This window comes from Cupriavidus sp. IDO (assembly GCF_000812465.1).
Taxonomy (GTDB): domain Bacteria; phylum Pseudomonadota; class Gammaproteobacteria; order Burkholderiales; family Burkholderiaceae; genus Cupriavidus.
The window spans coordinates 25952-48290 of the sequence record NZ_JWMA01000007.1 but is presented as its reverse complement, the minus strand read 5'-3'; the positions used below and the strand labels follow the sequence as shown (position 1 = coordinate 48290).

19 protein-coding genes are annotated in these 22339 nt (G+C 65.9%); 15 read left to right on the top strand and 4 right to left on the bottom strand.

From position 1 onward, the window contains the following. The first annotated feature begins 24 nt into the window (after positions 1–24). The 4 genes from RM96_RS03020 to msrQ all read left to right on the top strand — a co-directional run bounded on the left by RM96_RS03020 (position 25) and on the right by msrQ (position 3243). Entirely contained in the window at positions 25–573 is a 549-nt protein-coding gene (locus tag RM96_RS03020; protein ID WP_039007528.1) for an RNA polymerase sigma factor, read from the top strand. Next, complete coding sequence (locus tag RM96_RS03015) at positions 573–1406, top strand: anti-sigma factor family protein (protein ID WP_039007526.1); 834 nt, start codon at positions 573–575, stop codon at positions 1404–1406. The genes RM96_RS03020 and RM96_RS03015 overlap by 1 nt, the downstream gene beginning before the upstream one ends. 140 nt (positions 1407–1546) lie before the next feature. After that, positions 1547–2548 (top strand): protein-methionine-sulfoxide reductase catalytic subunit MsrP, encoded by a 1002-nt coding sequence (gene msrP / locus RM96_RS03010; RefSeq protein ID WP_039007523.1) that lies wholly within the window; start codon positions 1547–1549, stop codon positions 2546–2548. Between the two features lie 14 nt (positions 2549–2562). Next, positions 2563–3243 (top strand): protein-methionine-sulfoxide reductase heme-binding subunit MsrQ, encoded by a 681-nt coding sequence (msrQ, locus tag RM96_RS03005; protein WP_082016400.1) that lies wholly within the window; start codon positions 2563–2565, stop codon positions 3241–3243. A 31-nt stretch (positions 3244–3274) separates the two neighbouring features. Here the strand turns inward: msrQ and lysA are convergent, their stop codons facing one another. Then, entirely contained in the window at positions 3275–4534 is a 1260-nt protein-coding gene (gene lysA, locus RM96_RS03000) for a diaminopimelate decarboxylase (RefSeq protein ID WP_039007521.1), read from the bottom strand. A gap of 2 nt (positions 4535–4536) precedes the next feature. Continuing rightward, entirely contained in the window at positions 4537–4767 is a 231-nt protein-coding gene (locus RM96_RS02995; protein ID WP_039007519.1) for a hypothetical protein, read from the bottom strand. 169 nt (positions 4768–4936) lie between these two features. Between RM96_RS02995 and cyaY the strand changes: the two genes are divergently transcribed. Further along, complete coding sequence (cyaY, locus tag RM96_RS02990) at positions 4937–5272, top strand: iron donor protein CyaY (protein ID WP_039007517.1); 336 nt, start codon at positions 4937–4939, stop codon at positions 5270–5272. A 93-nt stretch (positions 5273–5365) separates the two neighbouring features. Here cyaY and RM96_RS02985 read toward each other — a convergent pair whose 3' ends face one another. Together RM96_RS02985 and RM96_RS38395 are read right to left on the bottom strand one after the other, a co-directional pair. Then, entirely contained in the window at positions 5366–7741 is a 2376-nt protein-coding gene (locus tag RM96_RS02985; protein WP_039007516.1) for a penicillin-binding protein 1A, read from the bottom strand. A 116-nt stretch (positions 7742–7857) separates the two neighbouring features. Then, positions 7858–8040, bottom strand: a complete 183-nt coding sequence (locus RM96_RS38395) for a hypothetical protein (protein WP_152624027.1) — start codon at positions 8038–8040, stop codon at positions 7858–7860. A gap of 79 nt (positions 8041–8119) precedes the next feature. Between RM96_RS38395 and pilM the strand changes: the two genes are divergently transcribed. From pilM to RM96_RS02935, 10 genes are all read left to right on the top strand, one after another. Next, positions 8120–9190, top strand: coding sequence for a type IV pilus assembly protein PilM (gene pilM / locus RM96_RS02980; protein WP_039007515.1), 1071 nt, complete (start codon positions 8120–8122; stop codon positions 9188–9190). A 19-nt stretch (positions 9191–9209) separates the two neighbouring features. Next, complete coding sequence (locus RM96_RS02975; protein WP_039007514.1) at positions 9210–9845, top strand: PilN domain-containing protein; 636 nt, start codon at positions 9210–9212, stop codon at positions 9843–9845. A gap of 4 nt (positions 9846–9849) precedes the next feature. After that, positions 9850–10518, top strand: a complete 669-nt coding sequence (locus tag RM96_RS02970; protein WP_039007511.1) for a type 4a pilus biogenesis protein PilO — start codon at positions 9850–9852, stop codon at positions 10516–10518. Then, positions 10515–11060 carry a pilus assembly protein PilP gene (locus RM96_RS02965; RefSeq protein ID WP_052279285.1) on the top strand — a complete coding sequence of 182 codons (546 nt, stop codon included), beginning with the start codon at positions 10515–10517 and terminating at the stop codon, positions 11058–11060. Before RM96_RS02970 ends, RM96_RS02965 begins: the two co-directional genes overlap by 4 nt. After that, positions 11057–13225: a type IV pilus secretin PilQ gene (pilQ, locus tag RM96_RS02960; RefSeq protein ID WP_039007510.1), complete on the top strand. Its 2169-nt coding sequence runs from the start codon at positions 11057–11059 to the stop codon at positions 13223–13225. Before RM96_RS02965 ends, pilQ begins: the two co-directional genes overlap by 4 nt. A gap of 273 nt (positions 13226–13498) precedes the next feature. Then, entirely contained in the window at positions 13499–14050 is a 552-nt protein-coding gene (locus RM96_RS02955) for a shikimate kinase (protein ID WP_039007600.1), read from the top strand. Next, positions 14047–15153 (top strand): 3-dehydroquinate synthase, encoded by a 1107-nt coding sequence (aroB, locus tag RM96_RS02950; protein ID WP_039007509.1) that lies wholly within the window; start codon positions 14047–14049, stop codon positions 15151–15153. Before RM96_RS02955 ends, aroB begins: the two co-directional genes overlap by 4 nt. A 58-nt stretch (positions 15154–15211) precedes the next feature. Further along, positions 15212–16348 carry a deoxyguanosinetriphosphate triphosphohydrolase gene (locus RM96_RS02945; RefSeq protein WP_039007507.1) on the top strand — a complete coding sequence of 379 codons (1137 nt, stop codon included), beginning with the start codon at positions 15212–15214 and terminating at the stop codon, positions 16346–16348. Positions 16349–16445: 97 nt separating this feature from the next. Next, complete coding sequence (locus RM96_RS02940) at positions 16446–17171, top strand: transposase (RefSeq protein WP_039007506.1); 726 nt, start codon at positions 16446–16448, stop codon at positions 17169–17171. Between the two features lie 277 nt (positions 17172–17448). Next, positions 17449–22254 (top strand): glutamate synthase-related protein, encoded by a 4806-nt coding sequence (locus RM96_RS02935; RefSeq protein ID WP_039007504.1) that lies wholly within the window; start codon positions 17449–17451, stop codon positions 22252–22254. Positions 22255–22339 lie beyond the last annotated feature (85 nt).

Genomic DNA, 22339 nt, shown 5'->3' with positions numbered 1-22339 from the left:
TCCGGCCTGGGCAGTCCGTAGCAAATGGACGGGTTTGAAGGCCAGCTGGTAGCGCTGGCGCCGCGCCTGCGGCGCCATGCGCGTGGCCTGACCGGCGATGCCGCACTGGCCGATGACCTGGTGCAGGACACGCTCGAGCGTGCCCTGCGCTACCGCTGGCGCTTCCGCCTGCGTCCCGGCGCATGGTGGGGCGACGGCACCGACGGGTTGCTGCCGTGGCTGCTGACGCTGATGCACCGGCTGCGCCTGAATGCCGTTCGCAGGAAGGACCTTGTGATTGCCACCGACACCTTGCCCGACGTGAGCGCCCCGGTCTCTGACCCGGGGCTGCGGCGCGACCTGCTGCAAGCGCTCGGCCAATTGCCGGAAGCGCAGCGCGCGGTACTGCTGCTGGTCAGCCTGGAACAGCTCACCTATGCCGAGGCGGCGAAAGTGCTCGATATCCCCATTGGCACCGTGATGTCGCGCCTGGCACGCGCCCGCGAGCATATGCGCAGCCTTCTTGACGGCGAGCCCGCCCGGGGCCGGTCCGGATCCGGCGACCCCGGCAACTCGCTGCATCGGGTGAAGTGATGTCCTCGATCAACGAAGCCGATCTGCATGCCTACGCCGATGGCCAGCTGTCGGGGCCGCGCCGTGCCGCCGTGGAGGCCTATCTCGCGGCAAGGCCGGATGTCGCCGCGAAGATCGCCGGCTGGCGCAGGCAATCGGATGAACTGCACGGCGCGCTCGATCCGGTCCTGAACGAAGCGGTGCCGCTGGCCGCGCTGCCATCGAACCTGCGCGGCGACGCCCACCGCGCGGTGCAGACCGGCAGCCGCTGGCGGATCGCGCTGGTGGCCGGATTTGCCTCGCTTGCTTCGCTGGTCGTGGGCGGGGCGCTGGGCTGGATGGCGCGCGACCGGCTCGATGCCGGCACGCTGGCGGCGATGGCCCCAGGCGAGCGCTTTGCGCGCGAAGCGCTGGCCACGCATGTGATCTATGCGCCGGAAATCCGCCATCCGGTCGAAGTGCCGGCCAGCGACGAGGCCCACCTCATCGCCTGGCTGTCCAAGCGGCTGGGCGCGCCGCTGCAGGTGCCAGACCTGCGCGCGCAGGGCTTCCACCTGATCGGCGGGCGCCTTGGCGTGGCCGAGGGCGGGCCCTCGGCGATCCTGATGTACGAGGCCGACGACGGCACTCGCCTGTCGCTGCAACTGCGCCGTATGGCACAGGGCACGCCTGATACCGGCTTCCGCCTGGAACGGATGCGCCAGGGCCCGGCAGGGCGCCCGGCGCCGGCCGGCCCCGCCATGGCGTTCTACTGGATCGACCGCAACCTGGGCTTCGCGCTGGCCGGCCCGCTCGAGCGCACTCGGCTGCTGGCGCTGGCGCAGGTGGTCTACCAGCAATATCAGGGCGGATAGGGCACGCCGTGCGTGCGTTGCGAGGGCTGCGTCGTAACGACGCAGCAAGAAGCTTGTCAGGAATCGCCCGCACTATCCGACCAAGCTGATAGTCCAATCCTGCATGCGTGCGCCAGCACGTGCAGGCAACGAGGAAAACCATGCTGATTCCCTCCCCCAGGTGGCTGCGCGGCGACGACATCGCCGCAGGCGAGATCACGCCCCGCCACGTCTTCGAATCCCGCCGCCGTGTGCTGGCGCTGGCCGCCGCAGGCGTGGCAGGCGGCACTCTGGCGCCCTGGTTTGCGCGCGAAGCCTTCGCGCAGGCCAAGCATGGCCAGAAGCTGGCAGCCACGCCCAACAATGCCTATGTCGTTACCGAGAAGCGCACGCCTTATGACGACGTGACGACCTACAACAACTTCTACGAATTCGGTACTGACAAGTCCGACCCGGCCCGCAACGCCGGCACGCTGCGCCCGCGCCCGTGGCAGGTTTCAGTGGAAGGGCTGGTGAAGAAGCCGAAGGTTTATGACCTCGACGAGCTGATGAAGATCGCTGCGCTGGAGGAGCGTGTCTATCGCCTGCGCTGCGTCGAGGGTTGGTCGATGGTGATCCCGTGGACCGGCTTTCCGCTGGCCGAGCTGATCCGCCACGTCGAACCGCAGCCCGGTGCCAGGTACGTGCAGTTCATCACGCTGGCCGACAAGAAGCAAATGCCGGGCGTCAGCAGCGGCGTGCTGGACTGGCCGTACAGCGAAGGCCTGCGCATGGACGAAGCCATGCATCCGCTGGCGCTGCTGACTTTCGGCCTGTATGGCGAGGTGCTGCCCAACCAGAACGGCGCACCGGTGCGCATGGTGGTGCCCTGGAAGTACGGATTCAAGAGCGCGAAGTCGATCGTGAAGATCCGCTTTGTCGACAAGCAGCCGCCGACCAGCTGGAACCTCGCGGCGCCGCAGGAGTACGGCTTCTATTCGAACGTGAATCCGGACGTGGACCACCCGCGCTGGAGCCAGGCCACCGAGCGGCGCATCGGTGAAGACCGTGGCGGCGGCTTCGGGGCGCTGTTCGCGCCCAAGCGCAAGACGTTGCCGTTCAACGGCTACGGACAGCAGGTGGCGTCCCTGTATCAGGGCATGGACCTGAAAAAATTCTTCTGATGCGCAGGCCCGACATGACTGCTTCCCAAACCACTTCGGCGCCGGTGCGCCCTGCCTTGGCAGCGAGGGCGCCGGAGGGACTTGCCATCCTGACGCCCGAACGCGTGCGCACGGTCAAGGTGCTGGTCTGGGTGCTGGCAATGCTGCCGTTCGCGCGCTTGATGTATCTCGGCGCCATCGGCCAGTTCGGTGCCAATCCACTCGAATTCGTCACGCGCTCCACCGGCACCTGGACGCTGGTCATGCTGTGCGCGACGCTCACCGTCACGCCGCTGCGCCGGCTCACCGGCTGGAACTGGGTGATCCGTCTGCGACGCATGCTGGGGCTGTTCGCGTTCTTCTACGGTTTGCAGCATTTCCTGCTGTGGATCGGCGTGGATCGCGGCTTCGACCTGGCCTACATGCTCAAGGACGTGGCCAAGCGCCCGTTCATCACGGTGGGGTTCACGGCCTTCGTGCTGATGATCCCGCTGGCCCTGACATCGACCAACGGCATGGTCAAGCGCCTCGGCGGCAAGCGCTGGCAGGCGCTGCACAAGTCGGTGTACGCGATCGCGGTGCTGGCCATCCTCCACTACTGGTGGCACAAGGCGGGCAAGCACGACTTCGCGGAGGTGTCGGTCTACGCCGCGGTGGTGTTCACCTTGCTGGCGATGCGGCTATGGTGGTGGTGGCGCCGGCCGGCAGCACGCTGAGTGCGCATCGGCCGGCCAGGCTGCTGATGCGTCAGTCCTGCAGCAGCCGCTCGTCGCGGAACAGGTCTTCGACCAGTTCGCGTTCGCGCACCAGGTGGACGGCGTCGCCATCGACCATCACTTCGGCGGCACGCGGACGAGTGTTGTAGTTGGAGCTCATGGTGAAGCCGTAGGCGCCAGCCGACATCACCGCCAGCAGGTCGCCCGGCTGCACCGCCAGCGCGCGGTCGCGGCCCAGCCAGTCGCCGGATTCGCACACCGGTCCCACAATGTCGTAGGTCACGGCCTGCGCACTGCGCGGCTCGACCGCTTCGATGCGGTGATAGGCCTCGTACATTGCAGGGCGCGCCAGGTCGTTCATCGCGGCATCGACGATGCAGAAATTCTTGGCGGCGCCCGGCTTGAGGAACTCGACCTGCGTCAGCAGCACGCCGGCATTGCCCACCAGCGAGCGGCCCGGCTCGAACAGCACTTCGCGATGCCCGTGGCCACGCGCGGCCACGCGGTCCAGCAGCGTGGTGGCAAAGCCGGTGATGTCCGGCGGCGTTTCGTCGGTATAGGTGATGCCCAGGCCGCCACCGACGTCGATATGCTCGAGCTTGATACCTTCGCGCTCGAGTGCCTCGACCACGTCGAGCACCTTGTCCAGCGCCTCCAGGTACGGCTCCACTTCCGTAATCTGCGAGCCGATATGGCAGTCGATCCCGGTGACTTCCAGGTGCGGCAGCGCCGCGGCGGCGCGATAGGTCGGCAGCACGTCCTCGAAGGCGATGCCGAACTTATTGCCCTTCAGCCCGGTGGAAATATACGGATGGGTCCTGGCGTCCACGTCGGGGTTGATGCGCAGCGATACGCGCGCACGCTTGCCCACGCGGCCGGCAACCTCATTGAGGCGATCCAGCTCGGGAATCGATTCGACGTTGAAGCAGCGCACGTCATGCGCCAGCGCCAGTTCCATTTCGGCCGCGCTCTTGCCCACGCCCGAGAACACGACCTTGCGCGGATCCCCGCCCGCGGCCAGCACGCGCTTCAGTTCGCCGCCCGAAACGATGTCGAAGCCGGCGCCCAGTCTGGCGAATACCTGCAGCACGGCCAGGTTGGAATTTGCCTTCATGGCGTACTGGACCTTCGCATTGCGGCCCTTGCAGGCAGCGGCGTACGCCTGGTAGGCGGCGGTCAGTGCAGCGCGGGAGTACACGTAGGCAGGCGTACCAAATTCGGCGGCGATGCGCGCGAGCGGCACCTGCTCGACGGCAAGCGCGCCGTCCTGGCGATGGAAAAAAGCGGTCATGGTTACTTGGTGGTGGGGGCGGCGGACGGGGCTGGCGCCGTGTCCGATGCGGGCGGCGCAGCCGGTGCCGGGGCGGCATCGGGCCGGCCGAGGCCGGGATCGGGCACCGCGGGAGCGGTCGGCTCGGGCGGGCGCTTGGGCATGGTCAGCGGCCCGCGAATGCCGCATCCGCCCAGCAGGGGCATCGCAAGGCTGGCGGCAAACGCCGATACAATCGCAACACGACGTAGCATCGGGTTGTCCTTAAAGCTGTTGGAAAGGCAGTTGGAACGTCGCTTGCCGCCACCCGTGCGGGCTTTGGGGCACAGCGACAGAGGATCCGGAAATTCTTAACAAAACGCCGGCCGCGCCATGGCTGCCCAGTCCGGGACGGCTACGGCGCCGGCGGTCTTGGAGTTTAGCATGCCCCCCTTGAGTGAAAGCGAGTTCCTGGCCCTGGCCGGCCAGGAGCTGGACCGCATTGAAGGCGCCGTGGAAGCCGCTGCCGACGCGGCCGACGCCGACATCGAAATCAGCCGCACCGGCAATGTGATGGAACTGGAGTTCGAGGACGGCTCCAAGATCATCATCAACAGCCAGGCGCCGATGCAGGAACTGTGGGTGGCGGCCCGCTCGGGCGGCTTCCATTTCCGCCGCGACGGCGAGCGCTGGCTGGATACCCGCAGTGGCTACGAGCTGTATGCGGCACTCTCCGGCTACGTGAGCCAGCAGGCGGGCGTAACGCTCAAGCTGGGCTGAACGCCGGGGCGGGCAACCGCCAGGGCAACAAAAAGCCGGCCATGGCGGCCGGCTTTTTTGTCAGCGTTGGAAGCGCTCACGCGCCGCCAAACCTCACGCGCCGCCAAACATTTCCAGGATCTTCTTCTTCTCCGCTTCGACATCGGCCGGCGGCCGCGAGCTTTCCTCCGGCTTGCCCGGCCACGGATCGCCCAGGCCGACCGAAGCCACGCCGGCGCCGCTGGCGTTCTCTTCGAAGGTCCAGTCGCCGCCCACCATCAGCACGCCTTCGGGCGCCGGACGCTCGGGGATTTCCGGCACGCCCTTGAGCATCTTGCCCATGTAGCCGACCCAGATCGGCAGGGCCAGACCGCCACCGGTTTCGCGCACGCCAAGGCTCTTGGGCTGGTCGTAGCCCATCCATGCGATGGCGACCAGGTTGGGCGTGTAGCCGGCAAACCAGGCATCGACCGCATCGTTGGTCGTGCCGGTCTTGCCAGCCAGGTCGTTGCGGCCCAGGCGCTGTTTGGCGGGGTTGGCCGTGCCGGAGCGCACCACTTCGCGCAGCATGCTGTCGGCGATAAAGGCGGTGCGGGCATCGAGGACCCGCACGGCATCGGTGCCGGCGCGTTGCGGCTGCGTTTCCGAGATCACCTTGCCGCGCGCATCCACTACCTTCTGGATCAGGTACGGATTGACGCGGTAGCCGCCGTTGGCGAACACCGAGTAGGCGCCGGCCATCTGCAGCGGCGTAACGCTGCCCGAACCGAGCGCCATTGGCAGGTAGGCGGGGTGCTTGTCGGCCTCGAAGCCGAAGCGGGTGATGTAGTCCTGTGCGTACTGGGTGCCGATCGCTCGCAGGATGCGCACCGAGACCAGGTTCTTGGACTTGGCCAGCGCGCGGCGCATGGTCATCGGGCCTTCGAACTTGCCGTCATAGTTCTTCGGCTCCCAGACCTGGCCGCCGGTGTCCGGGCCGATCGTCAGCGGCGCGTCGTTGATCACGGTGGCCGGCGAGAAGCCTTTCTCCAGCGCCGCCGAATAGATGAATGGCTTGAAGCTGGAACCCGGCTGGCGCCACGCCTGCGTCACGTGGTTGAACTTGTTGCGGTTGAAGTCGAAGCCGCCGACCATCGAGCGGATCTCGCCGTCCTGCGGATTGATCGACACGAACGCCGCCGAGACCTCGGGCAGCTGGGTGACCGTCCAGGCGCCCTTGTCATCCTGCGTCACGCGGATGATCGCGCCCGGGCGGATCTTCGTCTTGGGCTGGGCATTGCCCGACAGCGACGGTGCAATGAAGCGCAGCGCCTGGCCTTCGATCGTCGCCACTTCGCCGGACAGGAGCGTGGCCTTCACCTGGCGCGGCGACACACTGGTCACCACGGCGGAACGCAGGTCGTCGCTGCCCGGATGCTCCAGCAGCGCATCGTCGATGGCCTGTTCGCGCTCGGCGGCGTCGGAGGGCAGGTCGATGAACGCCTCGGGGCCGCGATAGCCGTGCTTGCGCTCGTAGTTCATGATGCCGCTGCGCACGGACTCGTACGCGGCATCCTGGTCGGGCTTGGTCAGCGTGGTGTAGACCGTCAGGCCGCGGGTGTAGGTCTCCTCGCGGTACTGCGCGTACATCAGCTGGCGCACGATCTCGGCCACGTACTCGGCGTGCGTGGAGAACTCATTGCCTTCGCCGCGCACCTTCAGCTCCTGGTGCAGCGCCTGCTCGTACTGCTCGGGTGTGATGTAGCGCAAGTCGCGCATGCGCTGCAGGATGTATTCCTGGCGCACCTTCGCCCGGCGCGGGTTAACCACCGGGTTGTATGCCGACGGCGCCTTGGGCAGGCCGGCCAGCATGGCGGCCTCGGCCGGCGTCACGTCGCGCACGGACTTGCCGAAGTACACGCGCGCGGCGCTGTCGAAGCCGTAGGCGCGCTGCCCCAGGTAGATCTGGTTCATGTACAGCTCGAGGATCTGGTCCTTGTTCAGGTTGGCCTCGATCTTGTACGCCAGCAGCATTTCGTAGATCTTGCGCGTGTAGGTCTTCTCGCTCGACAGGAAGAAGTTGCGCGCCACCTGCATCGTGATGGTCGATGCGCCTTGCGACAGGCCGCCGCGCAGGTTGGCCAGGCCCGCGCGCATCACGCCGACGAAGTCGACGCCGCCGTGTTCGTAGAAGCGGTCGTCCTCGATGGCCAGCACGGCCTTCTTCATCACATCCGGAATCTCGGCGATCGGCACGAAGTTGCGGCGCTCTTCGCCAAACTCGCCGATCAGCACGTTGTCGGCGGTGTAGATGCGCAAGGGGATCTTCGGCCGGTAGTCGGTGATGGTATCCAGCGAGGGCAGGTTCGGTGCGGCCACCAGCAAGGCGTAGCCCAGCAGCAGTCCCATCGCGACGACGCCGGCCGCGATCAGCCCCACCGCCCAGAACGTGAGTCGCGCCCAGAGCGGGCGGCGTGCAGGGTGGGACGGCTTCTGTTGTGCTGTGGCCATAGGGAAATACCTAGTCAGGAGTGCCCGCGATTATATCTGCCGGGAATGCGGCAACCGGGCGCACGGTGGCCCGGGCGTCGCAATCGCGCTGTTACAAGATGTAATGCCCGGGATGTCTACATGTAGCGCGAACCTGCCTGCAGCAAGCCGAGAAAGAATGGAACCCGACGACCGTGGGGTTTTGGCAACGCTTTGGGGCGGGCCATCAGAAAAAGAAACCATGGCCAGACCGGCACATTGCCAGCGGTGTCGGATTTTGTGAGAATCCACCAACATAAAAGAGCAAAGGTTTCATTCAAGAAACAAGGCTCGCCCGATTAGAGCAGTCAAGCCAGGGGCGAGTTCAAATGTCAGGGGGTCACCTTGCGACGGGGCATTTTGTCGGGGCTTCTGCGCCGGACTACGGTCGGCGTGGATATCGGGTCGTCCAGTATCAAGGTAGTCGAACTGTCCGTTGGGGGCAGCAAGGGAGACTACCGGCTGGAGAAATGTGCCAGCGAACTGCTGGACCGCAACGCCGTTGCCGATGGCAACGTCATCAATATCGAGGCTGTCGGGATCGCGCTCAAGCGCGCGCTCGGCAAGGCCGGCATCCGCTCGAAGGACGTGGTGCTGGGCGTGCCATCCATGCTGACCGAATCCCAGACGGTCAGCCTGCCGGACAACCTGTCCGAAGACGAACTCTATTCCCAGGTCGAGTCCGAGGCGCATCGCCTCTATCCGCCATCGCAGGCGGTGAACTTCGACTTTGCCGTGATCGGTCCGAGCGAAACCGAGGGCGGTATCGGCGTGCGGGTCACGGCGGCCAACAGTGATCGTGTGCAGGAGCGCGTCACGGCGGCCGAGATGGCTGGGCTCAAGCCGCAGGTGATGGACGTCGAGGAATACGCCGTGCAGCGTTCGATCGTGCAGATGCTTGGCGTGCCGAAGGAGATGTCCGAGGCCGACGCGCGGGCGCTGCCGGTGGTGGCGGTGATCCACCTCGGCGGCAGCCGCTCCAAGGCCATCTTCTACCAGGGCTGGAAGGAACTGTACGAGCAGCCGCTCAACAGCTACGGCGACCAACTCACCCAGAGCGCCGCACGCATGTTCACGCTGGATGCGCTGAAGGCCGAGATCAAGAAGCGCAAGAACACGCTGCCCGAAGCCTGGCGCACGCAACTGCTCAAGCCGTCGCTGGAAGCGCTGGCCATGGAAGTGCAGGGCGCGATCGGCAACTTTATCGCCAGCTCCAGCCTGGGCCGGGTCGACGAGATCCTGCTGTCGGGCGGGCATGCCTCGCTGCTTGGTGTGCAGGCTGCGATCCAGCAGCAGACGCAGATCACTACCACGCTGGCCAATCCTTTCGCCAACATGATGACGACCGGCAAGGTCAACGAGCGCTACCTGCAGCGCGACCTGCCGGCCTACATCGTTAGCGCGGGTCTGGCGTTGCGCGGGCTGCAATAACCCACCGGGGGGAATCCGAATGTCAACGAACACGCTCCCGTCGGTCAACCTGCTGCCCTATCACGAAGCGCGCAAGGCCGCCCGGCGCAGGAAGGTGTATTCGATCCTGGGTGGCGCGGCCGGTGCCGGCGCCCTGGTGGTGCTGCTTGGCGGGTTCTATATCGATGGCCGGATCGAATCCGTCGTCGCGCTGAACCACGTGCTGACTGCCGAGAACGCCAGGCTGGACGTCCAGATCCGCGAGGTCAACACGCTGAAGAAGGATATCGAGGCCTTGCTGCAGCGCCAGAGGGCGGTGGAAAGCCTGCAGACCGAGCGCAACCGCCCGGTCCAGCTGCTGGAGGAGCTGGTGCGGCAGGTGCCGGAAGGCGTCTACCTGACCAGCCTGAAGCAGAGCGGCGAAGCCTTCACCATTTCCGGCGTCGCGCAGTCGAACGAGCGCATTTCCGAGCTGCTGCGCAATATCGGCGCGGTGCCGTGGCTGGACAAGGCCGAGCTGGTCGAGTCCAAGGCCGTGACGATGAGCAACAACCTGCGCGAGCAGCGCCGGCTCTTCGATTTCTCCATGCGCTTTGCTTTCAGGCCGCCCGAGCCGCCCGCCGACAAGAAGGCGGCCCCGGCAGGCGCGAACCAGGCCGCAAACGGAAAGGCCTGATCCCATGGCGCTCAATTCTGAAATTTCGCTGGCCGATCTGACCAGCCAGTTCCGCGGGCTGAACCTCAACGAACCGGAGACCTGGCCGACTGCGCCGCGGGTGCTGTTCGCCATCATGGCGGCGGTGCTGGTGCTGCTGCTGGGCTGGCAGTTCTACTGGAGCGGCAAGTTCGACGAGCTCGACCGCCAGCGCGCCGAACAGGAAAGCCTGAAACAGGCCTACCAGAGCAAGGTGGCGCAAGTGGCCAACCTCGATGCGCTGCGCGAGCAGAAGAAGCAGGTGGAGTTGCGCGTGGCCCAGCTCGAGCGGCAACTGCCCAACAAGACCGAAATGGACGCCCTGCTGGCCGACGTCAACCATGCCGGCGTCGCGCGCGGGCTGCAGTTCGAGCTGTTCAAGCCCCAGGCGGCGGTGGTCAAGCCGTACTTTGCCGAGATCCCGGTGAACCTGCGCGTGACCGGCCGCTACCACGACGTCGCCCAGTTCAACGCGGATGTCGCGGCCCTGTCGCGGATCGTCTCGATGCAGAACCTGCAGCTTTCCAACACCAAGGAGGGCGGGCTGTCGATGGAGGCCGTTGCCATGGCCTACCGCGCGCTCGACCCGGATGAGCAGGCCGCGCAACGCAAGGCCAGCGCCAATGCCGCCAAGCCGGCCGGAGGTGCCAAATGAGCCGCCTCGGGAACCCCGTGATCCTGCCGGGCCGCGTCCGCGCGCTGACCGTTTCGGCGCTGGCCATCATGCTGCTGGCGGCATGCGGCGCGAGCGACGAAGAATCCCTGCGCCAGTGGATGAACGCCACGCGCGCTGCCAAGGCGCAGCCGCCAGCGCCGCTGCCCGAACCCAAGCCCTACGTGCCGCGCGACTACGCTGGCCGCAGTGCGCCGGAGCCGTTCGCGCAGACCAAGATCGGCGAACTCAACAAGACGCTCACGGAATCGCCCGAAGCCGGGCGGCGCCGCGAGCCGCTGGAGGACTATCCGCTGGAAAACTTCAAGATGCTCGGCATGATGAAGAAGAACGGCGAGACCTACGGCATTGTGCGTGTTGATAACAAGATCCACCACGTCAAGGTGGGTCAGTATCTCGGCCAGAGTTACGGCCGGGTGGTCCGCATCACCGATCAGGAGATCGTGCTGCGCGAATTGGTCCGGGAAGGGGTAACCGAGTGGAAAGAGAAAATGACCAGCCTGAAGCTGGAGGTGTCGGCATGAGGACTCTGGGTCGCTGGTACCGTGCGCTTGCGGGCGCCGCAACGATGGCGCTGGTGCTGGCCGCTCCGGCCGCGCTGGCACAGGGCAACAAGGTGAAGTCGGTGGACGCCAGCGTGGTGGGCGAGCAGACCGTGTTCACGGTCGATCTCGACGCGCCGCTCACGCAGAAGCCGGCGGACTTCACCACCCAGAATCCGGCCAAGATCGCCATCGATTTCTTCGATACCGGCTTTGCCGCCGGCCGCGCGCAGTATGACTACGCCGGCAAGCTGGTCAAGGCCGCGAACGTCATGCAGATCGGCGATCGCACCCGCGTCGTGCTCGACCTGACGCGCACGGCGAGCTACCGCACCGAGACGCGCGGGAAGCAGTTCGTGGTCCTGCTCGACAACGTGCCAACCGCGTCCAAGACCGCGGCGCCGACCTTCGCGGCCACATCGGCACCAGCGCCCGCGACGATCGGCGGGCGTCCCGCCATCCGCACCGTCGACTTCCGCCGCGGTGCGGACGGCGCCGGGCGCGTGGTGGTGGACCTGTCCTCGCGCGAATCAGGCATCAACATCGCGCAGCAGGGCCAGAATGTGGTGGTGGATTTCCTCGCCACCACGCTGCCCGACAATCTGCGCCGCCGCTTTGACGTTAGCGACTTCGGCACGCCGGTGCAGGGCATGCGCGCTTCCGATACCAACGGCAACGCCCGCCTGACCATCGAGCCGCGCGGCAACTGGGAATACAGCTCGTACCAGACCGATACCCAGTTCGTGGTGGAAGTGCGCCCGATCAAGGAAGACCCGTCCAAGCTGATCAGCGGGCCGGGCTACCGCGGCGAGCGCCTGTCGCTCAACTTCCAGAACATCGATATCCGCTCGCTGCTGCAGGTGTTTGCCGATTTCACCAATCTCAACATCATCACCAGCGACACGGTGCAGGGCAACCTGACGCTGCGCCTGAAGGATGTGCCCTGGGACCAGGCGCTGCAGATCGTGATGGATGCCAAGGGGCTCGCCTCGCGCCGCAACGGCAACGTGCTGTGGGTGGCGCCCAAGGCCGAACTGGCGACCAAGGAAAAGCTCGAGCTGGAATCGCAGCAGCAGATCAATGACCTGGAGCCGATCCGCAGCCAGGTGTTCCAGCTGAACTACCAGCGCGCCGAGGACGTGCGCAAGATGCTGCTGGGCATTTCCACAGGCGGCCCGGGTGCCGCTGTCGGCGGCCTGGGCGCGGTCGGCGGAGCGGGTGGTGCCATGGCCAGCCGCATGCTGTCCAAGCGCGGCTCGCTGACTGCCGATGCCCGTACCAACCAGCTGTTCGTGTCCGATATCTCCACCAAGCTCGAAGAAGTGCAGAGCTTCCTGATGAAGATCGACATCCCGGTCCGCCAGGTGATCATCGAGGCGCGCATCGTGGAGGCCACCGACACGTTCAGCCGCAACCTGGGTGTCAAGCTGGGCTTTGCCGGGCAGTACAACAACGCACGGCTGGGCAACACCTATGGCAGCGTGTCACCTGTGCCGGTCACGACCCCGGGCAATCCGCCAACGCAGCCGGGCTTTGCTCCGGACAACGGTACGTTCCTGAGCCTGCCCGCCGCAGCAATCAATGGTGCGAACCCGGCCAACGTGGCGGTAAGCCTGTTCAATAGTGCCGCCACCAAGTTCCTGTCGCTGGAGCTCTCGGCACTCGAGGCGGACGGCAAGGGCAAGATCATCTCCAGCCCGCGCGTGGTGACCGCCAACAACATCAAGGCGCTGATCGAGCAGGGCACCGAGCTGCCGTACCAGGCCGCGACCTCCAGCGGTGCGACCTCGGTCCAGTTCCGCAAGGCCAACCTCAAGCTCGAAGTGACGCCGCAGATCACGCCCGAAGGCAATGTGCTGCTGGATGTGGACGTGAACAAGGACAGCGTCGGTATCCAGACCACGTCCGGCTTTGCCATCGACACCAAGCACGTGCAGACCCAGGTGCTGGTGGAGAACGGCGGCACGGTCGTGATCGGCGGTATCTACACGCAAACCGAGTCCAATGACGTCGACAAGGTGCCGTTCCTGGGCGACATTCCGGTCCTGGGCTACCTGTTCAAGAGCAACGCCAAGGTCAAGAACCGGACCGAGCTGCTGGTGTTCCTGACGCCGCGTATCCTGAACGAAAGCGTCTCACTCAAGTAAGGCCCAGCGGCCCGCCGCATAGCGCCAGAGACGCCGGATGCAGTAGACTGGCAGGCCGCATCACTTCGATGCGGCCTTTTCCTTTTATGGGCGGATCGGGCGGGTCAATGCCGCATCCGCCACTTGCCGGTTGCGGCCCAACATAAGAAGATGATGCAGTTCCCAACCGGGGAGGGTGGGCCAGGTACCGCGCTCCCGAGCGAAAGCCCCGTGACAGACCCCGCGCCGTCCCTGACGACGGCCACGCGCCCGAACCTCTTTTTCGTCGGCCTGATGGGCGCTGGCAAGACGACTGTCGGCCGCACCGTGGCGCGCCGCCTGGGCTATCCGTTCTTCGATTCCGACCACGAGCTCGAGGCGCATTGCGGCGTACGCATCCCCGTCATCTTCGAACACGAGGGTGAGGAGGGCTTCCGTGACCGCGAGGCGGCGATGATCCGCGAGCTGACCGGGCGCAGCGGCATCGTGCTGGCCACCGGCGGCGGTGCCGTGCTGCGGGCGGAGAACCGCGAATTGCTGAAGGCGCGCGGCACCGTGGTCTACCTGCGGGCGAGCCCGCACGACCTGTGGCTGCGCACCCGCCACGACCGCAACCGCCCGCTGCTGCAGACCGAGGATCCCAAGGGCAAGCTCGAAGCCCTGTACGCCGCGCGCGATCCGCTGTACCGCGAAGTGGCTGATTTCATTATCGAAACCGGCAAGCCCTCGGTGGCGCAGCTTGCTAATATGGTGTTGATGCAACTCGAAATGGCCGGCTTTACGGTTCATCCCGCGGAGCCCGCCCAGGCGCCGGCCGGGCAGCCGGCGCAGGACACAAATTCATGATCACGCTTGAAGTCGACCTGGGGGAGCGCAGCTACCCCATCCATATCGGAACCGGCCTGCTGGACAACGCCGACCTGCTGCGCCCGCATGTGCGCGGCCAGCACGCCGTCATCGTCACCAACGAGACGGTTGGCCCGCTTTACGCGGCCCGGGTGGAGTCCAGCCTGAAGGCGCTGGGCAAGACCGTGCGTGTCGTCACCCTGCCGGACGGCGAGGCCTTCAAGCAGTGGGAAACGCTGAACCTGATCTTCGACGCGCTGCTGCGCGCCGGTGCCGACCGCAAGACCACGCTGGTCGCGCTGGGCGGCGGCGTGGTGGGCGACATGACCGGGTTTGCCGCCGCCTGCTATATGCGCGGCGTGCCCTTTATCCAGATGCCGACCACGCTGCTGTCGCAGGTGGATTCGTCGGTGGGTGGCAAGACCGGCATCAACCATCCGCTCGGCAAGAACATGATCGGGGCGTTCCATCAGCCCAACGCGGTGATCGCCGATATCGACACGCTGCGCACGCTGCCGCCGCGCGAGCTGGCGGCCGGCATGGCCGAGGTCATCAAGCACGGCGCCATTGCCGATGCGGAGTACTTCAGCTGGATCGAGCGCAATATCAAGGCGCTGAACGACTGCGACCCGGACCTGATGGCGGTGGCGGTGCAGCGTTCGTGCGAGATCAAGGCCGGCGTGGTGGCGCAGGATGAGCGCGAGGGCGGCCTGCGTGCCATTCTCAACTTCGGCCACACCTTCGGCCATGCCATCGAAGCCGGCATGGGCTACGGCGCCTGGCTGCACGGCGAGGCCGTGGGCTGCGGCATGGTGATGGCGGCGGATCTTTCCCATCGCCTTGGCTTCATCGATACCGAGACCCGCGCCCGCATCCGCGAACTGACGCAGGCGGCGATGCTGCCCGTAGTCGCGCCGGAACTCGGCACTGACCGCTACATCGAACTGATGAAAGTGGACAAGAAGGCCGAGGCCGGCAGCATCAAGTTCATCCTGCTGAAAAAGCTCGGCGAGGCGTTCATTACCACCGTACCCGACGCAGACCTGCGCGAGACCCTTGCGCGCGCCGTATTGAAACCGCCCACCGAGGCCCCGGTCGCCTGATCGATCGGTTATGCCTCGCAACCCAGGCCTCCCAACCTCCCAGCCACCGGATTGCCGCATGACCGACCTTGAAAGCCATCTCGCCCCATACGCCGCCCGCTCCGCGCAGACGCGCGGGCGTGTGCACGCCGAACCCGCGTCGTCGTCGCGCAGCGAGTTCCAGCGCGACCGCGACCGGGTCATCCACAGCACAGCGTTCCGCCGGCTCGAGTACAAGACGCAGGTCTTCGTCAATCATGAAGGCGACCTGTTCCGCACCCGCCTTACCCATAGCCTGGAAGTGGCGCAGATCGCCCGGTCGATCGCGCGCAACCTGCGGCTGAACGAAGACCTGGTCGAAGCGATCTCGCTCGCCCACGACCTCGGCCATACTCCCTTCGGCCACGCCGGGCAGGATGCGCTCAATACCTGCATGAAGAACCACGGCGGCTTCGAGCACAACCTGCAGAGCCTACTGGTGGTGGACGAGCTGGAAGAGCGCTACGGCGGCTTCAACGGCCTGAATCTGACGTTTGAAACACGAGAGGGCATCCTCAAGCATTGCTCGCGCGTCAATGCCGCGGCGCTGGGCGAACTGGGCCGCCGCTTCCTGGAGGGCACGCAGCCGTCGCTGGAGGCGCAACTGGCCAACCTGGCCGACGAGATCGCCTACAACAACCACGACATCGACGACGGCCTGCGCTCCGGGCTGCTGACGCTGGAGCAGCTGGACGAAGTGCCAATGTGGGGCCGCCACCGCGCGGAGGTGTCGGCGGCGTTCCCCGGCATCAATGGCCGGCGCGCCATCAACGAGACGGTCCGCCGCATGATCAACACGCTGATTGTCGACCTGATCGGGACCACCAACCGCAATATTGCCGCCGCCAACCCGCGCTCCATCGAAGCGGTTCGCGCCGCCGGGCCGCTGGTCGGCTTCAGCGCGCAGATCCACGAAGAGGCAGCGGAACTCAAGCGCTTCCTGTTCCGGCACCTGTACCGGCACTACCTGGTGATGCGGATGTCGGCCAAGGCCCAGCGCATCGTGGCGGACCTGTTCCAGGCATTCATGTCCGATCCGCGCCTGTTGCCGCCGCAGTACCAGGCCGGCCATGGCGGCGACCAGCCGCGGCTGATTTCCCACTACATCGCCGGCATGACGGACCGCTATGCGATCCGCGAACACCGGCGAATCTTCGCAGTCAGCGAGAGCAACTGAGCGGGTCGATGCCCGGGCGCCTCGGTGCTTTTCAAGGCGCTGTTTTAAATGGGGACGGATCAGCTATCATGCGGGCATGACACCTGCATGATTTCCCATGGCACGCCTTCCCCGTTTTTCTCCCTCCGGCCTCCCGGCCCTGGTGTTGCAGCGCGGCAACAACCGCCAGGCCGTTTTCCGGGGGCCGGACGACTATCTGCACTACCTCGACAGCCTGCGCATGGCCGCGCGCGAGTACGACCTGGCCGTGCACGCCTACGCGCTGCGCCCGAACCACATCCATCTGGTCGCGACCCCAAAAGGTGCGGATTCACTGAGCCTGACCATGCAGGCGGTGGGGCGCCGCTATGCGCGCTACTTCAATCGCGTCGCGAACCGGACCGGTACGCTGTGGGAGGGACGCTTCCGCTCGGCCGTGTTCGACCCGGTGCAATGGATGCTGCCGGCCATGCTGTACGTGGAGGGTAATGCGGTCCGGGCGGGCGACGTGATGTCGCCGGATGCCGATCGCTGGAGCAGCTATCGCCACCACGCAGGGATTGAGGCCAGCGCCTTTGTGAGCGATCACTCCGCCTACTGGGACCTTGGCAACACACCGTTCGAGCGTCAGTCCAACTACCGCCTGCTGACCGCGGAAGGCCTGTCCGGCAAGACCCTGACGACACTGCGCAGCCACGCGCACAGCGGCTGGCCGCTCGGCGATGCCACCTTCCTGGCCCAGCTGGAACGCCATGCGACGCGCCGGGTACAGCCATTGCCCAAGGGGCGGCCGAAGCGCGCAGCAATGCCGGAAGAGCAGGAACCGGCCGACGCACAAAGTTAATGTGTCCCCATTTAACCCCGTCACTGATCTGGTGCGAAATTTAATGTGTTCTGACCCCATTTAAAAATTTTGCGGTGGAAACGGGATTCTCATATAGTTGCTCCACCCACAGTCATTGTGCGGCGCGTCACGCTCGTGTACGCCGCTGCGGCCCGCAGACAGCTTCGTTCCCAATTCCCTTCCCGCCTTCTCCGGTCCGGGTGGATATACAGAAAGCGCGCGGTTTCCGTTCCGGTACGCCTTGCCAGTTCGCGCAGCCTTCACCGGATATCAGCCCGTGGACCAAACGAAAAATCTTTCGGCCCAAGCTCAGGCACAAGCGCAGACCAGCGAGTCTTCTTCTGTCATCGCCACGCGCCCGCAGGCGCAAGGCCTCTATGACCCGACCAACGAGCATGACGCCTGCGGCGTCGGCATGGTCGCGCATATCAAGGGCAAGAAAACCCACGAGATCATCAGCCAGGGCCTGAAGATCCTGGAGAACCTGGACCACCGCGGCGCGGTCGGCGCCGATGCGCTGATGGGCGACGGTGCCGGTATCCTGATCCAGATCCCGGACCAGTTCTACCGCGAGGAAATGGCCGCGCAGGGCGTGAAGCTGCCGCCTGCCGGCGAGTACGGCGTGGGCATGATCTTCCTGCCGAAGGAACATGCTTCGCGCCTGGCCTGCGAGCAGGAGCTCGAACGCACGGTCCGCCTGGAAGGCCAGGTCGTGCTGGGCTGGCGCGACGTGCCGGTCGACGCCAACATGCCGATGTCGCCGACGGTGCGCAAGACCGAGCCGGTGATCCGCCAGATCTTCATCGGTCGCGGCCGCGACATCATGACCACGGATGCGCTGGAACGTAAGCTCTACGTCATCCGCAAGACCGCCAGCCACGCCATCCAGGCGCTCAAGCTCAAGCACGGCAAGGAATACTTCGTGCCGTCGATGTCGGCGCGCACGGTGGTGTACAAGGGCCTGCTGCTGGCCAACCAGGTCGGCGAGTACTACCTCGACCTGCTGGACCCGCGTGCCGTGTCGGCCCTGGCCCTGGTGCACCAGCGCTTCTCGACCAACACCTTCCCGGCCTGGGAACTGGCCCACCCGTACCGCATGGTCGCCCACAACGGCGAAATCAACACGGTCAAGGGCAACGTCAACTGGATCAACGCGCGTACCGGCGCCATCTCTTCGCCGGTGCTGGGCGCGGACCTGCCCAAGCTGTGGCCGCTGATCTACCCGGGCCAGTCCGACACCGCGTCGTTCGACAACTGCCTCGAACTGCTGACGATGGCCGGCTACCCGCTCGTCCACGCGATGATGATGATGATCCCGGAAGCCTGGGAACAGCACGCGCTGATGGACGACAACCGCCGCGCCTTCTACGAATACCACGCCGCCATGATGGAGCCGTGGGACGGCCCGGCCGCGATCTGCTTCACCGATGGCCGCCAGATCGGCGCCACGCTCGACCGCAATGGCCTGCGCCCGGCACGCTTCTACGTGACCGAGGACGACATCGTGGTGCTGGCGTCGGAAGCCGGCGTGCTGCCGTTCCCCGAGTCGCGCATCGTTGAAAAGTGGCGCCTGCAACCGGGCAAGATGTTCCTGATCGACATGGAGCAGGGCCGCATCATCGACGACAAGGAGCTCAAGGACAACCTGGCCAACGCCAAGCCGTACAAGAGCTGGATCGACGCCGTGCGCATCAAGCTCGACGAGATCGACGCCAAGCCGGAAGACATCGCCGCCGAGAAGAAGCCAGTGGCCAAGCTGCTGGACCGCCAGCAGGCCTTCGGCTACACCCAGGAAGACGTCAAGTTCCTGATGGCCCCGATGGCGCTGGCCGGCGAAGAAGCCACCGGCTCGATGGGCAACGACTCGCCGCTGGCGATCCTGTCGTCCAAGAACAAGACGCTGTACCACTACTTCAAGCAGCTGTTCGCCCAGGTGACCAACCCGCCGATCGACCCGATCCGCGAGAACATGGTGATGTCGCTGGTGTCGTTCATCGGTCCGAAGCCGAACCTGCTGGAACTGAATAACATCAACCCGCCGATGCGCCTCGAAGTGTCCCAGCCCGTGCTGGACTTCGAAGACATCGCCAAGATCCGCAACATCGAGCACTACACCGGCGGCAAGTTCCGTTCGTACGAGCTGAACATCTGCTACCCGAAGGCCTGGGGCAAGGAAGGCATTGAAGCCCGCCTGGCCTCGCTGTGCGCCGAAGCCGTGGATGCGGTGCGTTCGGGCTACAACATCCTGATCGTGTCCGACCGCCGCGTGGATGCCGAGCATGTCGCGATTCCCGCGCTGCTGGCCACGTCCGCCGTCCACCACCACCTGGTGGAGAAGGGCCTGCGCACGTCGACCGGCCTGGTGGTCGAAACCGGCACCGCCCGTGAAGTGCACCACTTCGCGCTGCTGGCCGGCTACGGCGCGGAAGCCGTGCACCCCTACCTGGCGATGGAAACCCTGGCCGAAATGGCCCAGGGCCTGTCCGGCGACCTGTCGCCCGAGAAGGCGGTCAAGAACTTCGTCAAGGCAATCGGCAAGGGCCTGTTCAAGGTGATGTCCAAGATGGGCATCTCCACGTACATGTCGTACACCGGCGCCCAGATCTTCGAAGCCATCGGCCTGTCGCGCGAACTGGTGCAGAAGTACTTCCACGGCACCCCGTCGAATGTCGAAGGCATCGGCATCTTCGAAGTGGCCGAGGAAGCCCTGCGCCTGCACCGCGACGCCTTCGGCGACAACCCGGTGCTGGAAAGCATGCTGGACGCCGGCGGCGAATACGCCTTCCGCATCCGCGGCGAAGAGCACATGTGGACCCCAGATTCGATCGCCAAGCTGCAACACTCGGTGCGCGCGGACGACGGCAAGGGCGCCTACCAGACGTACAAGGAATACGCCAACATCATCAACGACCAGAGCAAGCGCCACATGACGCTGCGCGGTCTGTTCGAGTTCAAGGTCGACCCGGCCAGGGCGATTCCGCTGGAAGAAGTCGAGCCCGCCAAGGAAATCGTGCGGCGCTTCGCCACCGGCGCCATGTCGCTCGGCTCGATCTCGACCGAGGCGCATACCACTCTGGCCGTGGCGATGAACCGCATCGGCGGCAAGTCGAACACCGGTGAAGGCGGCGAAGACGAGAAGCGCTACCGCAACGAGCTGCGCGGCATCCCCATCAAGCAGGGCGATACCCTCAAGGGCCTGCTCGGCGACAACGTGATCGAACGCGACCTGGAACTGCAGGCAGGCGATTCGCTGCGCTCGAAGATCAAGCAGGTGGCGTCGGGCCGTTTCGGCGTGACTGCCGAGTACCTGGCATCGGCCGACCAGATCCAGATCAAGATGGCGCAGGGCGCCAAGCCCGGCGAAGGCGGCCAGCTGCCTGGCCACAAGGTGTCGGACTACATCGGCAAGCTGCGTTACTCGGTGCCCGGCGTTGGCCTGATCTCGCCGCCCCCGCACCACGACATCTATTCGATCGAGGATCTGGCGCAGCTGATCCACGACCTGAAGAACGTCAACCCGGTGTCGGATATCTCGGTCAAGCTGGTGTCCGAAGTGGGCGTCGGTACCGTGGCGGCAGGCGTGGCCAAGGCCAAGGCCGACCACGTGGTGATCGCCGGCCATGACGGCGGCACCGGCGCTTCGCCGTGGTCGTCGATCAAGCACGCCGGCACGCCGTGGGAGCTGGGCCTGGCCGAAACGCAGCAGACCCTGCTGCTCAATGGCCTGCGCAACCGCATCCGCGTCCAGGCCGACGGCCAGATGAAGACCGGGCGCGACGTCGTCATCGGCGCGCTGCTGGGCGCCGACGAATTCGGCTTCGCCACCGCGCCGCTGGTCGCCGAGGGCTGCATCATGATGCGCAAGTGCCACCTGAACACCTGCCCGGTGGGTGTAGCCACGCAAGACCCGCAGCTGCGCAAGAAATTCCAGGGCAAGCCCGAGCACGTGGTGAACTTCTTCTTCTTCGTTGCCGAGGAAGCCCGCGAGATCATGGCCCAGCTGGGTATCCGCACCTTCGACGAGCTGATCGGCCGCGCCGACCTGCTCGACACCCGCCCCGGCATCGAGCACTGGAAGGCACGCGGCCTGGACTTCTCGCGCATCTTCTACGAAGTGCCGCTGGCTGCCGAGCTGCCGCGCTACCACACCGACGTGCAGGACCACGGCCTGTCGGTCGAGGCCGGCAAGGCGCTGGATCACGTGCTGATCGCCAAGGCCCGTCCGGCGATCGAGAAGGGCGAGCGCGTCTCGTTCATCCAGCCGGTGAAGAACGTCAACCGTACGGTGGGCGCGATGCTGTCCGGCGTGGTCGCCAAGCAGCATGGCCACGAAGGCCTGCCCGACGACACCATCCACATCCAGCTGCAAGGCACCGCCGGCCAGTCGTTCGGCGCGTTCCTGGCGCACGGCATCACGCTGGACCTGGTGGGCGACGGCAACGACTACGTCGGCAAGGGCCTGTCGGGCGGCCGCGTGATCGTCCGTGCTCCGCACGAGTTCCGCGGCGATCCGACCCGCAACATCATCGTCGGCAACACCGTGCTGTACGGTGCCATCGCCGGTGAAGCGTTCTTCAACGGCGTGGCCGGAGAGCGATTCGCCGTGCGCAACTCGGGTGCCGTGGCTGTGGTGGAAGGCACCGGCGACCATGGTTGCGAGTACATGACCGGCGGCACCGTGGTGGTGCTGGGCGCCACTGGCCGCAACTTCGCGGCTGGCATGTCGGGCGGCGTGGCCTACGTCTATGATGAGGACGGCCTGTTCGACAAGCGCTGCAACACCTCGATGGTAGCGCTGGAAGCGGTGCTGGCCTCGGCCGACCAGGAGAAGGGCCAGCCCCAGGCTTCGTGGCACAAGGTCGACGGCAAGCGCGTGCTGGATGAAGTCATCCTGCGCGACCTGATCGAGCAGCACTTCCGCTACACCGGTTCCGAGCGCGCCAAGGCGCTGCTGGCAGACTGGACCACGGCACGCCGCAAGTTCGTCAAGGTCTTCCCGACCGAGTACAAGCGCGCGCTGGGCGAGATGTACGCCAAGGAACAGGCCGCGCGCGACAGCGACCGCGAAGCCATCGCGGCCTGAGCCGGACGTAACAGCGGCACCAACGGAGCAGGGGCCGCGGCAGCCGCCGCGGCCCTCACAAGATACTGACCCCACAGCGGGGCCG

Bases quoted from the DNA above. Each gene is read 5' to 3' on its own strand.
- RM96_RS03020 (WP_039007528.1), top strand. From the start codon at position 25: ATGGACGGGTTTGAAGGCCAGCTGGTAGCGCTGGCGCCGCGCCTGCGG.
- RM96_RS03015 (WP_039007526.1), top strand. From the start codon at position 573: ATGTCCTCGATCAACGAAGCCGATCTGCATGCCTACGCCGATGGCCAG.
- msrP (WP_039007523.1), top strand. From the start codon at position 1,547: ATGCTGATTCCCTCCCCCAGGTGGCTGCGCGGCGACGACATCGCCGCA.
- msrQ (WP_082016400.1), top strand. From the start codon at position 2,563: ATGACTGCTTCCCAAACCACTTCGGCGCCGGTGCGCCCTGCCTTGGCA.
- lysA (WP_039007521.1), bottom strand. From the start codon at position 4,534: ATGACCGCTTTTTTCCATCGCCAGGACGGCGCGCTTGCCGTCGAGCAG.
- RM96_RS02995 (WP_039007519.1), bottom strand. From the start codon at position 4,767: ATGCTACGTCGTGTTGCGATTGTATCGGCGTTTGCCGCCAGCCTTGCG.
- cyaY (WP_039007517.1), top strand. From the start codon at position 4,937: ATGCCCCCCTTGAGTGAAAGCGAGTTCCTGGCCCTGGCCGGCCAGGAG.
- RM96_RS02985 (WP_039007516.1), bottom strand. From the start codon at position 7,741: ATGGCCACAGCACAACAGAAGCCGTCCCACCCTGCACGCCGCCCGCTC.
- RM96_RS02975 (WP_039007514.1), top strand. From the start codon at position 9,210: ATGTCAACGAACACGCTCCCGTCGGTCAACCTGCTGCCCTATCACGAA.
- RM96_RS02970 (WP_039007511.1), top strand. From the start codon at position 9,850: ATGGCGCTCAATTCTGAAATTTCGCTGGCCGATCTGACCAGCCAGTTC.
- RM96_RS02965 (WP_052279285.1), top strand. From the start codon at position 10,515: ATGAGCCGCCTCGGGAACCCCGTGATCCTGCCGGGCCGCGTCCGCGCG.
- pilQ (WP_039007510.1), top strand. From the start codon at position 11,057: ATGAGGACTCTGGGTCGCTGGTACCGTGCGCTTGCGGGCGCCGCAACG.
- RM96_RS02955 (WP_039007600.1), top strand. From the start codon at position 13,499: ATGGGCGCTGGCAAGACGACTGTCGGCCGCACCGTGGCGCGCCGCCTG.
- aroB (WP_039007509.1), top strand. From the start codon at position 14,047: ATGATCACGCTTGAAGTCGACCTGGGGGAGCGCAGCTACCCCATCCAT.
- RM96_RS02945 (WP_039007507.1), top strand. From the start codon at position 15,212: ATGACCGACCTTGAAAGCCATCTCGCCCCATACGCCGCCCGCTCCGCG.
- RM96_RS02940 (WP_039007506.1), top strand. From the start codon at position 16,446: ATGGCACGCCTTCCCCGTTTTTCTCCCTCCGGCCTCCCGGCCCTGGTG.